Consider the following 15,191-nt stretch of genomic DNA (forward strand, 5'->3'; position numbering starts at 1 on the left):
AGATGGAGTTTCACTGTTTACGTTTAATTCCCGGCAATCTGCAGTCAATTTTTTCGCGATAGATATCTTCCAGTTATGCCCAACGTCATTGCTCGCTTTTATCTTCAACACCTGCCGGGAGCAAAACTCAAGAACTCTGTGCTCTATGCCCCCTGTCCCTTCTGTGCTCAAAAAGATGCACAAGAAAAAGGTCAGTTAACCGCTGTTCTCAATCCGGAAAACTTTTTCCACGGTTATTTTCGATGTTCCAGCCTCTGTGTTCCCGGAGGTTTTCCCCTGCACTTTGCCCGACTTCGTGGAATCAGTTCTGCCGAGGTGCCGGGATTCGACCCGGATCGGGAATATTTTGGCCATGATGTTGACTATCCCGCAAAAAACATCAACCACGAACTACCTGGTTTTGTCGATAAGCTCATTGGGGAGCCGCCCTCCTCTTTTCAGACTGTGCCCATTTCTGAAAAAATAATAAAAGAGCTGCACATCGGGTATAATGGCCGCTATCTCGTCTATCCGTATATCCAACCGGATGGCAACTGCTATGCAGCCCGTTGTGTACACCCGGAACGGCCGGAAGATTCTTTCTGGTATGGAGACGAGCGTTTTGCCGTTGAACCGTTCTGCCTGTTTAATGGACCGGCAGTTGAACACTGCGAAAACGGGGCGCTCTTTGTTGTCGAAGGTGAACAAAACCTGCTCCCTCTCAAACAGATCGGTCTACCGGGCATTGCTGTACCAACCGCAGGTGATCTTGAACATCTGGACACTCGTAGACTGCAGTGGATCAGGACTGTCTTTCTTTGGGTCAATCACGGTGCCGAATCTGCAGCCATGGCCAGATCCTTTGCCACCAGGACCGGTTATAAGGTGCGCCTGATCCGCTGGCCGGAACACGCTGCACGTAACAGCTCTATTTTCCAGTTAGCCGCCACCACCGGCCCGGTTTTTCAAAAACAGGTTTTTACCCTGCTGAAAGAGGCACGGGCTTTCTCACCGTTTTCCAGCCCAGCCGGTGAATACCAGACCTTTAATGAACGCCTGGCCATGGAGTCCGGTGACTCCTACACCAGCCTTACCACCGGTTTTATCCGAATGGATCAGGCCCTTAACGGTATCCATGGTATCAATATCATGGGAGGAACACCCAAGGCCGGTAAATCGACATTTTTTATTCAAATCGCCTCAGAGATGGCGCTGCGAAAAATTCCGGTCATCTATTACGACTTTGAAAACGGCCGACAAAAAATCTACCTGCGCATCCTCAGTCGCTTAAGCCGACTCGCCATCGACCAGATCAAACAGAACAATCTAGTGTCGCTGGAACAACAACGACTTCAGCAGTCGAAAAAACAACTGCAGGCTCTGCTCCACTGGCTGCGTGTGGTCAATGACCGCAAACTCTCGCCGGAGATCATGCGACGTCATATTGATTTTCTGCGCCATGAAACCAACAGCCCCTACACGGTTGTGGTGATTGACAGCCTGCACAAACTGCCTTTCAAGGACATCAGTCAAAAACGCAGTGGCATCGACGGCTGGCTCAGACATCTGGAGGCAATTCGTGATGAGCTGGGAGTTACCTTTCTCGTTATTTCAGAACTCGAACGCAGTACCGACGGCCAGTTCGAACAGCTGCCCCATCTCGGATCCTTTAAGGGTTCGGGAGATATTGGGTACTCTGCGGACAATGCCATGGTGCTACTCCCTCAATGGGCCCCCTTTGATGCCACGCCTCCAACGGATCGATGCAACGAACTCTGGCTGGTGGCCAGTCGCGAACAGAGCCCCGGGAAGGTGGCTGCCTATCGGCTTGATTTCCCGTTCTGGGGATTTACAGAAGAAGCAGTTTCAATGTGAAGTTCCTTCCGCCAATCTCTTATCTGTGCCAATGCCAGCTCTGCTCGAAGCTGGCCGCGTATTTTCTTCCGTACTTTTCTACCCGGCAGAGGTGGAAACAGACCAAAATTAATATTTGAAGGCTGAAAATGGGCAGGATCCGACGTGGTAAGATGGCTTATCAAGGCACCGTGAGCCGTTGCAGGCGGAGGAGACACCAGCCGCTTTCCCAGAGACATTCGACCGGCGTTTATCCCGGCAATCAACCCCATGGCTGCAGATTCGATATACCCTTCAATACCGCTGAGCTGGCCGGCAATGAAGAGGTGCGAGGCCTGTTCACACTGTAATGTCTTCTGCAGCACCCGGGGCGCACACACAAAGGTGTTGCGATGGATTGAGCCAAGCCGCAGAAACACAGCCTGTTCAAGACCCGGAATGGTGCGAAAGACCCGTTGCTGTTCACCATAGGTCAGCTTAGTCTGAAACCCCACCAGGTTATACATGGTACCGGCCCGGTTTTCAGGCCGCAGTTGCACCACCGCATGGGGCAAGACACCGGTAATCGGGTGTGCCAATCCCACTGGTTTCAAAGGCCCGTAACGCAAGGTTTCACTTCCCCGGGCACACATGACCTCAACAGGCAGACATCCTTCAAAGTAGCGCGGGTCTTCAAAGGTGTGCAGTGGTACACTTTTGGCCTGTTGTAACAGGGTAATAAAGTGGTGGTATTGCTCCTGGTTCATGGGGCAGTTCAGATAATCACCGACTCCAGTATCATCCCACCGCGACTTGCGATAAACAACTGTATAATCAAGGCTCTCAGCATCAACGACCGGCGCAATGGCATCATAAAAGGCCAAGTGTTCACTGCCGGTCAACGTACGTAAGGCCTCGGCAAGCTCTCCGGTCAAAAGCGGACCGGCAGCCAAAACCACCGGCCCATTGTCACTGTTGGGAAGCTGTTTAATCTCTTGCCGATGTATCGTTATAAGGGGATGGGATTCGATCGCAGACGTCACCTGGGCGGCAAAATGTCTCCGGTCAACAGCCAACGCGGTTCCTGCAGGTACTGCACTGTTCTCTGCAACCTGCATGATCAGTGACCCCAGTAACCGCATCTCCTGTTTCAGCAAACCGGCGGCTGTATCAACGTGGTTCGAACGAAATGAATTGGAACAGACGAGTTCACCCAGCTGCGTCATCTCATGGGCAGGGCTGAAGCGGATCGGTTTCATCTCATAGAGAACAACCCTTATCCCCAGCTCTGCAGCCTGCCAGGCTGCCTCACAGCCGGCCAATCCGCCGCCGATCACCGTTACCTGTGGCGCTCCACACATCCTGTTCTCCCTCCGGTCACCATGCAAGATATGTGTTGTCACCCTGACTGCTATGAACTCTTGTGCAGAAGACGATCAATAGCGATAATGATCCGGTTTATAGGGACCGTCAATCGAGACACCGATATACTCGGCCTGCTCCGGAGTCAGGGTGGTTAACCGGGCGCCAATTTTGTCCAGGTGGAGCCGGGCTACCTTTTCGTCAAGGTGTTTCGGAAGAACATAGACCTGATGTTCGTACTGTTGGCTGTTTGTCCACAACTCGATTTGCGCCAGCACCTGATTGGTAAAGGAGTTGCTCATCACAAAACTGGGATGTCCGGTGGCACAGCCAAGATTGACCAGTCGCCCCTCCGCTAAAACGATCAGGCGCTTGCCGTCTGCAAAGATAACATGATCGACCTGTGGCTTAATATTTTCCCACGGCAGGTGGCGGATCCCCTCAATATCGATTTCAGAATCAAAATGACCTATATTACAGACAATAGCCTGATCCGGCATGGCCTCCATGTGAGCGCGAGTAATGACCCGAAGGTTTCCTGTGCAGGTGACAAAGATATTGCCTTTCGGGGCAGCCTCTTCCATGGTCACCACCCGGTACCCTTCCATGGCCGCCTGAAGCGCACAGATCGGATCAATCTCGGTAACCAGAACAGTGGCTCCCATGCCGCGCAAGGCCTGAGCGCAACCTTTCCCCACATCACCATACCCAACCACAACCGCAATCTTACCGGCAATCATCACGTCGGTTGCACGCTTGATACCATCAAGTAACGATTCCCGGCATCCGTAAAGGTTGTCAAATTTTGACTTGGTCACAGAATCGTTCACATTAAAAGCCGGTGCCAGTAATGTTCCCTGTCGGGTCATCTCATACAACCGGTGAACACCGGTGGTGGTCTCTTCGGAGATCCCGCGTACCTCTCGCATCAATTCCGGGTACTTTTCATGCATGATCTTGGTGAGATCACCACCATCATCCAGAATCATATTGGGCCGCCAGTTATCAGGCCCAAAAATGGTCTGATCAATACACCACCAAAACTCCTCCTCAGTCTCTCCTTTCCAGGCGAAAGTGGGGATACCGGCAACCACCATTGCTGCGGCGGCATGATCCTGCGTAGAAAAAATATTGCAGGACGACCAGCGTAACTCTGCTCCCAGCTCAACAAGCGTTTCCATCAGAACAGCGGTTTGAATGGTCATGTGCAGACAACCGGCAATACGTGCACCGGTCAACGGCCTGCTTCCCCTGAATTCCTGACGAATGGCCATCAAGCCCGGCATCTCGGTTTCAGCGATGGCAATCTCCCTGCGTCCCCAGGCAGCCAAATTCAAATCAGCGACCTTGTAGTCACTCATATCTCACCTCTTTCCTTACGAAAAATGAATGTCCGTTTTTTCTCACAGTCCGGCCGCAGCCCGCAAAGCGTCAACTTTATCCGTGCGTTCCCATGTGAACTCAGGGAGTTCTCGGCCAAAGTGACCATAAACTGCAGTCTTCGAATAAATGGGACGCAGTAAATCCAGCTGCTGAATAATAGCCTTGGGCCGGAGGTCGAAAACCTGATCAATCACCTGTACCAGTCGTTCATCTGCAATCGTACCGGTACCAAAGGTTTTAACGTTAATGGAGACAGGTTTGGAGATACCGATGGCATAGGCTACCTGCACTTCGACCTCAGAGGCCAGACCGGCAGCAACGATATTTTTAGCTACGTAGCGCCCCATATACGATGAAGATCGATCCACCTTGGACGGATCCTTACCGGAAAAAGCACCTCCACCGTGTGAACCGCGGCCGCCATAGGAGTCAACAATGATCTTTCGACCGGTAACCCCGCAGTCGCCCACCGGCCCTCCGATCACAAACCGACCGGTGGGATTGATAAAATATTTGGTATTGGCGTCAACCATGGCAGACGGAATGATCGGTTTAATGATCTCCTCCATCACTCCCTCCTTCAGGAGCTCATAAGTGATGTCAGGACTGTGCTGGGTGGAAAGTACGATTGCCTCAACCCGTTTAGGGACGCTACCATCATATTCGATGGTGACCTGACTCTTGGCATCCGGTCGCAGCCATGGCAAAATACCGGCCTTGCGGACATCGGATTGACGTTTCATAAGAGCATGGGCATAGGTGATCGGCATTGGCATCAGCACCTCTGTTTCATTGCAGGCATAACCGAACATCAACCCCTGATCACCGGCGCCCTGATCAAGATCAAACCCTGACCCCTCGTTGACGCCCTGGGCAATATCAGCAGACTGTTTATCAATGGTGGTCAGCACGGCACAGGATTGCCAATCAAATCCCATATCAGACGAATTGTATCCGATTGCACGAATAGTCTGACGCACAATCTGCGGCATATCCACCCATGCTGAGGTTGTAATCTCACCGGCAATAAGTGCCATGCCGGTGGTGACAAGACTCTCACAGGCAACACGGGCATACTTGTCCCTGGTAAGAATAGCGTCAAGAATAGCGTCGGAGATTTGATCGGCGACCTTATCCGGGTGCCCTTCAGAAACCGATTCTGAGGTAAAAAGATGATGAGCCATGAGTCTTCCTTAATAGAGAGGGAAAAAAGTCTTGTGCGTGACAAGACGCGTACATAATGAGCTGTTCTGAGACAAAACCGGAGCGTACCGGCGACAGTACCAGCGGCGGCAGCAAAGACGAATTCACTTGCATCGAGAAACATGTCGTCTCTCTTCTTTGCAAAGCGAACGAGTGCTCACTAAGATGAACAAACAAAGATGCGATTTATACTCAATTCATACAATTATTTCAACACTGCCAGCTGTTTGATCAACAGCGTCTCATCGCTGCTGCAGACGACTTCTCGGAGCTGTCCTGACCCTTCACCGCTGACCAGGAAAGGAGGCAGGACCAAGAAAACAGTACACTTTCACCATCTGCACAAAAAAAACCGGCCTGATCTGCAAGAAATCAGGCCGGAAAAGGAGAGAAGAGATGAAGAATTACTTTTATTAATGCAAAAGATGCGCCAAAACACCCATCAGTTTCTTTTTTTTAAAAACACCCGTCTTTCCAGGCTGATACAGCAATAACGCAGTGCATGTTCAGGCATCAACGCATCCATAAAAATGCAATATTTTATACCGAAATCAGCAGACAAAGGCAAGAATCACAAAAAATACCGTAATATCAGAGCGATATCTTGTTATCTTTTTTTTACCATCAACTCATATTTTTAACGTCACCTGGGTAGTCTTTACACAGCTCATACCTGTCTGCCACGGATCTCAAGCGGTATCATCCGTACCCGCAATACACCTTCCTGTTCAGCAATTTTTTCCTGTACATCCACTGGAACAGGTCCGGCGCAGTCGATGATATTGTAGCCGACAGTACCGTTGCTCTTGTTCGTGTAGTTCTTGATATTAATATGCTTGTCACCGAGGATATTACTGATCATGGCAATCATCCCGGGCTGATCACGGTTTATAACGGTCAGACGGGTGTGGACATCAACGGTGGGAATGGTTTCGATATTCGGAAAATTGACACTGTGAACAATGTTGCCGAACTCTAAATAGTTTTTCAGCTCCTTCACCGCCATGGTGGCGCAGTTTTCCTCTGACTCCGATGTTGATGCCCCCAAATGCGGGGTGACCAGAATCTGGTCATGCCCAAGGAATTTTACCGACGGAAAATCAGAAACATGCCCACGCAACTTATCACTGGCCAAAGCTGCAAGCACCGCATCTTCATCAACAATAGGGCCACGGGCATAGTTGATCAGCACAGCGCCGGGCTTTACAAATTCAAGAAAATCTTTTTCCGTCACATACCCATGAGTATTTTTGTTGAGCGGCATGTGAATGGAGATGAAATCAGCCTGAGCCAGCGCCTCTTTCCGGGAGCGGGCCAGGGTTACCTCAGGTGAAAGATGGTGGATATTATCAAGGGCCGGGAAAGGATCAAAGCCAAAAACCCGCATACCATGGTGCAAACCGGCATTTGCCACCCCCACACCGATCTTGCCGAGACCGAACACCGCCATGGTCTTTCCGGCCATCTCCTCCCCTTTAAACTTCTTTTTCCGTGCCTCCACTTCTCGGTTAATCTCATCGTCGTTCATGCCGGTCAATCCCTGGCAGAACTCAATACTCTTTTCCACATTCCGCAGCCATATACCAAGTGAGGTATACACCAGCTCAACAACAGCATTCGCATTGGCTCCCGGGGTGTTAAAGACGCAGATACCTTTTTCCGTTGCCTCTTCAACCGGGATGTTGTTCACTCCGGCCCCGGCACGGGCAATCGCCAATAAATTCGGAAACTGCGTCAGTTCGACTTTCGAACTGCGTACCACGATCCCCTCAGGATCGGTTTCACTCGGATCAACGAGAAAACGCGTGTCAAACAACCCGATCCCTTCCTTGGCGATGGCATTGATGGTCTTAATTTTAAACTGTTTCATCCTGTTATCCTTTATCTCAGAAGTAAGAAAAAATCGTATCAGAGAAAACATGTATCTGATCGGTACTTTTTTGCCAAGACACAGCGTACACTTCGCTGCGACGACAAATGGCAAAGTTGAAGAACCTAGTGCAACAGGCTTTATCCTGTCAAGAAAAATCAGGAAACTCCCTACCTGGCCACCATTGCTGACCATCGGCAACAGCCTGCAGCGAATTCAGGCCGGATATGGTGTGCCCGTTGTCAGGTACCTGTGCAACACTAAAGCACGTCTGGTTTCCCCCACAGCATGCACCCGAAGTATATCTACTTCCTGTTCCGCACAGAATGCAGAGAGTTGTGCAGTTAGACAATCCCGACTCTCAACAGGCAGATGAAGCAGTCGACCCAGGAAGGATTTACGCGAGTGGCCGATCAACACAGGGCAACCATGCTGCTTCAATGAACGGATATTTTTCAGGATTATGAGATTGTGTTCAACAGTCTTGCCAAAACCAATCCCGGGATCAACAATAATCCGTTGACGTGAGAGACCTCTTTCTTCCAGCCACCGGATCTGTTCTTCAAAAAACGTATTGATTTCAGCAAGCACGTCCTCATAGTACGGAGCAAGCTGCATATCAGCAGGATTTCCCTGCATATGCATAATAACGACCGGACCGGTAAAGGTTCGCGCAACACTGATCATATCCGGATCCTGGCGCAGGGCGGAGATATCGTTGATCATCGTTGCTCCGGCTTCAATGGCAGCAAGGGCCACTTCAGCCTTTGTGGTATCAATAGAAATGGGGATGCTGCTCTGTTGTCGGATTTTATGAATAGCAGGAATAACACGCCTTAACTCTTCTTCGACTCCCACCGGTTCTGCAAAGGGACGGCTTGACTCTCCACCGACGTCTATAATGTCCGCTCCTTCACCAAGCAGCTGATCAATACGTCTCTCCATGGACTCTTCATCAAGCCAATCGCCGCCGTCTGAAAAAGAGTCAGGCGTGACGTTGAGAATTCCCATTATCTGCACCAGATGTTCCACCTGCCAATCCTCCTCAACAAAAAAGCGGGATGTCTTCAGCTCGTGAAGACTCCCGCTTTAACTTGCCGGTCTCTTTTTCTACTAACCAGCAACCGTTAAACGATGAAACGTATCCCTATTTCACGATAGGCCGGGACACTCATGCCTCCAGAACTTCCGGTTGTTCCCCGGTCTCTGTTTCATCGTGTTGATCGTTACGTAAATCCGCAATGATCCGGTCCAGATCCTCAAGAACAATGGTTTCCTTCTCAAGCAGCTCATCAGCAATCGCTTTGAGGATATCCATATTGTCCTGGAGCAGCCTGGTCACCTTGTCATTGGCTTCAACAATAATCTGCTTGACTGCGGCGTCTATCTTCTGAGCAGTCTGCTCACTATAATCACGATGCTGGGCAATCTCACGGCCAAGAAAGATATGCTCCTCCTTTTTACCGTAGGCCAGCGGCCCCAGTTCATCACTCATGCCCCACTCGCACACCATTTTACGAGCCAGTTCACTGGCCCGTTCAATGTCATTTCCGGCGCCGGTCGTGATCTCATTGAACACAAGTTTCTCTGCAACCCGCCCACCAAAAAGGATGGCTATTGAGTTAAAGAGATATCCTCGAGCATGCGTGTACTTTTCATCCATGGGCAGCTGCATGGTCAAACCAAGGGCCCGGCCACGGGGAATAATGGTCACCTTGTGAATAGGATCAGTGCCCGGTAAAAGTCGAGCTATCAGGGCATGCCCTGCCTCATGGTAGGCAGTGATCTCCTTTTCCTTTGGACTGATGATCAACGATTTCCGTTCCGCCCCCATCATCACCTTGTCTTTGGCCAGCTCCAGCATAGCGGCATTGACTTCATTTCTACCTTCACGGGCAGCCATCAAAGCAGCTTCATTCACCAGATTTTCCAGATCAGCACCGGAAAAACCGGGCGTACCGCGAGCAATGACCGACATATCAACATCGGCAGCCAGCTTGGTTCTTTTTCCGTAGATCTCCAGGATCATCTCCCGCCCCTTCACATCAGGGACCGGGACCACAACCTGACGATCAAAGCGGCCGGGGCGCAGCAAGGCCGGATCGAGAACGTCCGGACGGTTGGTAGCTGCAATGATAATAACCCCGTCATTACTCTCAAAGCCGTCCATTTCCACCAGCAGCTGGTTGAGGGTCTGCTCACGTTCATCATGACCACCGCCGAGACCGGCACCTCGATGCCTTCCCACGGCATCGATTTCATCAATAAAGATGATACAGGGGGCGTGTTTCTTCCCCTGGTTGAACAGATCTCTCACCCGGGAAGCGCCCACACCAACAAACATCTCAACAAAATCAGAACCGGAGATGGTAAAAAACGGCACTCCCGCCTCGCCGGCTATGGCGCGGGCCAGTAATGTTTTACCGGTTCCCGGTGCTCCTGCCAACAGCACACCCTTAGGTATACGACCACCCAGCTTCGTGAATTTCTGTGGATCACGCAGAAAATCGATGATCTCTTCGAGTTCTGCCTTAGCCTCATCAACACCGGCCACATCTTTAAAGGTAACCTTCACCTCCCCTTCGGCCTGCATTTTAGCCCGCGTTTTTCCAAAAGACAGTGCTCCGCCTTTACCGCCCATCTGCATCTGGCGCATGAAGAAAATCCATACACCGATGAGCAGCAACATTGGAAACCAGGAGATGAAAACCGTCAGATACCAGGGCGTTTCCTCAGGTTTTTTCACAGAAATATCCACTGCCGACTCCCGCAGCATCGGGATCAGACTCGTATCGTCCGGAGCAATGGTTTTGAAAGGTTTCCCATCCTTACCGATACCGGTGATCTCTTCGCCCTGGATGCTGACCTTGCTGACAGCACCACTTTCCACACTTTCCCAGAACTCACTGTAGGTAATGGACACACCCTGTCCATGTGGTTTGTTAAACAGCTGGAATAGCATGATCATGGTTAACCCGATAACCAGCCACATACTAAGATTCTTATAAAAGGTATTCAAACAGTTGTCTCCATGGTCTCATCTTTAAAAGAGTCCGGCAATCAGGATTGCCGACTGGACATTCAGTTAGAGGGTTAACTGTAACATCGATTTTCTCTCAGTCAATGATCTTTGCGAATTCCTGGATGGTCTTGACCCCGACTTCCCCGCCACGTAAGGATGCCATGGCCATGGTTGTAGCCAATCCTCCAGTGATAGTGGTGGTGTAGGGAATATGATAATCAAGCGCAGCGCGACGAATAATATAAGAATCTTCGGTCGTCCGGGTGCCGGCTGAGGTGTTGAGGATCCAGCTCACCTGCCCATTTTGAATCTTATCAAGTATATGAGGACGACCCTGAGAAATCTTGTTGACCTCAGTACACACGATTCCCTGTTCAGCAAGTTTTTCTGCCGTGCCGCGGGTAGCCAGGATATCATACCCGAGCTCCCGGAGTTTCCTGGCCACCGGAATTACCGCCTCCTTGTCACCGTGGCGGACACTGACAAAAACCGTCCCGCGAAACGGAAGCGGGGCATTGGAGGCCATCTGCGCCTTGGCCAGCGCCAGCCCCAGGTCCTCATCTATCCCCATAACCTCACCGGTCGATTTCATCTCAGGTCCCAGCAACGTATCCACATTGGGGAACCGGTCAAAAGGGAAAACAGCCTCTTTAACCGCCCAGTGATGGAGCACTTTTTCCTGTGTGAAACCAAGTTGCTGAAGCGTCATCCCCAACATGACTTTAGTGGCGATTTTCGCCAGCGGCACACCGGTGGCCTTGGACACAAAGGGAACGGTCCGTGATGCCCTGGGATTCACCTCCAGCACATAAAGGGTCTGTCCCTGAACGGCAAACTGGACATTCATCAGACCGACAACTCCCAGCTCCCTGGCCATGGCCTTCGTAGCATCGGTGATTTCGCCGACAATCGCAACAGACAGGGTATGCGGCGGTAAAACACAGGCAGAGTCGCCGGAGTGGATCCCGGCCTCCTCTATATGCTCCATGATACCGCCGATCACGGTTTGCTCGCCATCGCAGATCGCATCAACATCAACCTCAATGGCATCTTTGAGAAACTGGTCAAGCAGCACCGGATGTTCACTGCCGCTCATTCCGGGAATCGCCATGAAATGACGGATCCCCTGCTCGTTGTACACAATGCGCATATCACGTCCACCGAGCACGTACGATGGCCGCATCACAACCGGGTAACCGATCTCTTCAGCTACAGACAGGGCCTCCTCCAGGGTATGGGCCGTACCGTTTGCTGGTTGTCGTAACTCTAATTTATGCAGAAACTGTTGAAATCGTTTACGATCTTCGGCTCGATCAATTGCATCCGGTGAGGTGCCGATGATCGGCACACCTCTTTTCGCCAATGGCACAGCCAGATTAAGCGGCGTCTGGCCGCCGAACTGGACAATCACGCCATCGGGCTGTTCCCGGTCAATGATGTTGAGCACATCTTCACGGGTCAGGGGTTCAAAGTACAGTTTGTCGGAAGTATCATAATCAGTGGAGACTGTTTCCGGGTTGGAGTTAATCATAATCGATTCAATGCCGATCTCGTGCAGGGCAAAGGAGGCATGCACACAGCAGTAGTCGAACTCTATACCCTGCCCGATTCGATTGGGGCCTCCACCCAGAATTATGATTTTTTTTCGATCACTTCGTTGCCCCTCGTCCTCCTGCTCGTACGTGGAATAGTAATAAGGGGTATAGGAATCAAACTCAGCGGCACACGTGTCCACCAGCTTATAGGAGGGGTGAAGCCCCAGTTCGACACGCCGGTGACGGATATCATCTTCTGAGGTTCCAGTGAGGTTGGCCAGCTGGACATCGGAAAAACCATACTGCTTGACTTCAAAAAGATAGTCGCGGTCCAGACCGGCAAATCCCCGGCTGCGAATCTCTTCCCCCTTGTCCGTCAGCTGTTTGAAATTATGCAGAAACCACGGGTCGATATAGCTCAGCTCGTAAAGACGATCAATCGTCATGCCCCTTTGCAGCGCCTCGAAGATAAAGCTGATTCTTCTCGAGTTGGGACGGCTCAACCCCCGCTCCACATCATCCTGGTGAAGAGCGCTCATGTCATCTTTACCGTCGAAACCAAAACCCATCCGCCCCACTTCCAGTGAACGCATCCCCTTCTGGAAAGCCTCCTTGAACGTTCGGCCGATGGCCATTGTCTCCCCCACCGATTTCATGGCTGTGGTCAGAACATCTTCGGTTTCCGGAAACTTTTCAAAGGTCCAGCGTGGAATTTTCACCACACAGTAGTCAATGGTCGGCTCAAACGAGGCGTACGTCTCACGGGTAATATCGTTTTTAATCTCATCAAGTGAATAGCCCACTGCCAGCTTAGCGGCAATCTTCGCAATGGGAAATCCCGTTGCCTTCGAAGCCAGCGCCGATGAACGGGACACCCGGGGGTTCATCTCGATCACCATCAACTCACCATCCACAGGATTGATGGCAAATTGAACATTGGAACCACCGTTCTCCACACCTATTTCGCGGATAATGGCAACGGCAGCATCGCGCATCTCCCGGTATTCCCTATCAGTGAGCGTCTGGGCTGGTGCAACTGTGATCGAATCGCCGGTATGCACCCCCATGGCGTCAACATTTTCAATGGTGCAGATGATGATGACATTGTCTTTCTTGTCACGCATCACCTCAAGTTCAAGCTCCTTCCATCCCAACAGCGAGCGCTCCAGCATGACCTCATTGGTCATGGACAGATCAATGCCTGCGGTGGCGAGCTTCAGTAACTCGGTTCTGTTATAGGCCACCCCGCCGCCGGTCCCTCCCAGGGTAAAACTCGGTCGGACAATAACAGGAAAGCCGATTCGCTCAGCTGCTTCCAGAGCCTCGTCAATGGTGTGAACAATGGCCGACTCCGGTACCTTGAGACCGATTCGACGCATGGCATCACGAAACTCCTCCCGACCTTCGGCCTTGCGAATAACTGCAACATCAGCAGCAAGCATCTCCACGCCGAATTTTTCCAGCACGCCCATCTCAGCCACCTGAATAGCAGTGTTCAAGGCAGTCTGCCCGCCCAGGGTCGGCAGCAGGGCATCCGGTCGTTCCCGTTCAATCACCTTGGCAATACACTCAGGGGTTATAGGTTCGATATAGGTGCGGTCGGCAAGTTCCGGGTCGGTCATGATTGTGGCCGGGTTTGAATTGACAAGCACCACCTCATACCCTTCTTCCTTGAGTGCTTTCACAGCCTGAGCCCCGGAATAATCGAATTCACAGGCCTGGCTGATGATAATCGGTCCGGAACCGATGATAAGTATCTTCTGTATGTCTGTACGTTTGGGCATATTTTGTGTCCGGTCAAGCGTTCAGCTTGCCTGCTCCATCAGTTGAATGAACCGATCAAACAAATATTCGGCATCGTGGGGGCCGGATGCAAACTCAGGATGATACTGCACGGAAAAGGCCGGCAGTTCACGGTGACGCATACCTTCCAGGCTGTTATCGTTGAGATTGGTATGGGTTGCTTCAACACTCGCCGGTACACTTGCAGTGTCGATGCAAAAACCATGGCTTTGAGAGGTTATCTCCACTCTACCGGTAAGCAGATTTTTCACCGGATGATTACTGCCGCGATGACCGGCTTTAAGCTTATAGGTACGGCAGCCATAAGCCAGGCCCAGCAGCAGATGACCAAGACAGATGCCAAATATCGGCACCTGCCCCAACAGCTTTTTAACATTACCGACAACGTTGTGCACAGCGGCCGGATTGCCGGGTCCGCTGGAAAGAAAAACGCCGTCAGGCTGCAGAGCAAGAACCTCTTCAGCCGGTGTATCGGCAGGTACGACGAGCACTCGGCACCCTTTACGGGCCAACAGACGCAGCTGAGCGTACTTAACACCGTAGTCATAAACAACCACTTTATATCCTGCGCCCTCTGCAAAGTGATCCGCCGGCAACGGAACATCGTCTTGCCAACGATACCTGGTCACGCAGGACACCTGTTTCACCAGATCACGTTCATCCAGCCCCGACCAGGCACGGGCACGACGCACCACAGAGTCCGGATCCATGTCCTCGGTACTGATCAGGGCCTTCATGGTGCCGGCAGTCCTGATTTTGCGCGTCAGCAGACGGGTATCCACTCCTTCAACACCAAGTACGCCACTGCGCTGCAGAAAATCAGCCAAACTCTCTGTTGCTCTGTAGTTACTTGGCCAGCGCTGATATTCCCGCACCAGAAGAGCGCGCGGGTGGATACCTGCAGATTCCATATCTTCAGGATTAACGCCGGAGTTACCAATCAGCGGATAGGTCATGGTGACAAGCTGGCCCGCGCCGGAGGGATCGGTCAGCAGTTCCTGATACCCTGTCATGCTCGTGTTGAACACGAGCTCCCCCATAGCCTCACCGGACCCACTAAAGGAGCGGGCTGTTAATACTGTGCCGTCTTCAAGGCCGATCAATGCTTTCATTATTTATTATTCCTGGAAAATGGGAGGATGGTTTTGGCTCGTACCATGGCTGTTTTGTTGTGAACGCCCTGCCATTGATTAAAAAACAG

General features: G+C 51.4%; 9 protein-coding genes. 1 reads left to right on the forward strand and 8 read right to left on the reverse strand.

The genetic code is table 11. The features are described from left to right. Nucleotides 1-75: 75 nt before the first annotated feature. Nucleotides 76-1,854, forward strand: a complete 1,779-nt coding sequence (locus HP555_RS12945) for a DnaB-like helicase C-terminal domain-containing protein (RefSeq protein WP_199262989.1) — start codon at nt 76-78, stop codon at nt 1,852-1,854. Here HP555_RS12945 and trmFO read toward each other — a convergent pair. The 8 genes from trmFO to carA form a co-directional block, all read right to left on the reverse strand. Further along, nucleotides 1,800-3,173 carry a methylenetetrahydrofolate--tRNA-(uracil(54)-C(5))-methyltransferase (FADH(2)-oxidizing) TrmFO gene (gene trmFO, locus HP555_RS12950; protein WP_199262990.1) on the reverse strand — a complete coding sequence of 458 codons (1,374 nt, stop codon included), beginning with the start codon at nt 3,171-3,173 and terminating at the stop codon, nt 1,800-1,802. The two genes, HP555_RS12945 and trmFO, sit on opposite strands and share 55 nt — an antisense overlap. A 75-nt stretch (nt 3,174-3,248) precedes the next feature. After that, nucleotides 3,249-4,535 (reverse strand): adenosylhomocysteinase, encoded by a 1,287-nt coding sequence (gene ahcY, locus HP555_RS12955; RefSeq protein WP_199262991.1) that lies wholly within the window; start codon nt 4,533-4,535, stop codon nt 3,249-3,251. 42 nt (nt 4,536-4,577) lie between these two features. Further along, nucleotides 4,578-5,741: a methionine adenosyltransferase gene (gene metK / locus HP555_RS12960; RefSeq protein WP_199262992.1), complete on the reverse strand. Its 1,164-nt coding sequence runs from the start codon at nt 5,739-5,741 to the stop codon at nt 4,578-4,580. A 686-nt stretch (nt 5,742-6,427) separates the two neighbouring features. Continuing rightward, nucleotides 6,428-7,630, reverse strand: a complete 1,203-nt coding sequence (locus HP555_RS12965) for a 3-phosphoglycerate dehydrogenase family protein (protein WP_199262993.1) — start codon at nt 7,628-7,630, stop codon at nt 6,428-6,430. Between the two features lie 216 nt (nt 7,631-7,846). Then, a complete protein-coding gene (gene folP, locus HP555_RS12970) occupies nt 7,847-8,662 on the reverse strand; it encodes a dihydropteroate synthase (RefSeq protein ID WP_199262994.1) in 816 nt (271 codons plus the stop codon). 139 nt (nt 8,663-8,801) lie between these two features. Then, on the reverse strand, nt 8,802-10,649 hold the full coding sequence (gene ftsH / locus HP555_RS12975; protein ID WP_199262995.1) for an ATP-dependent zinc metalloprotease FtsH: 1,848 nt from the start codon (nt 10,647-10,649) through the stop codon (nt 8,802-8,804). A gap of 97 nt (nt 10,650-10,746) precedes the next feature. After that, nucleotides 10,747-13,971, reverse strand: a complete 3,225-nt coding sequence (gene carB / locus HP555_RS12980; protein WP_199262996.1) for a carbamoyl-phosphate synthase large subunit — start codon at nt 13,969-13,971, stop codon at nt 10,747-10,749. 21 nt (nt 13,972-13,992) lie between these two features. After that, nucleotides 13,993-15,102: a glutamine-hydrolyzing carbamoyl-phosphate synthase small subunit gene (gene carA / locus HP555_RS12985; RefSeq protein WP_199262997.1), complete on the reverse strand. Its 1,110-nt coding sequence runs from the start codon at nt 15,100-15,102 to the stop codon at nt 13,993-13,995. Nucleotides 15,103-15,191 lie beyond the last annotated feature (89 nt).

Source organism: Desulfobulbus oligotrophicus (assembly GCF_016446285.1).
Classification (GTDB): Bacteria; Desulfobacterota; Desulfobulbia; order Desulfobulbales; family Desulfobulbaceae; genus Desulfobulbus; species Desulfobulbus oligotrophicus.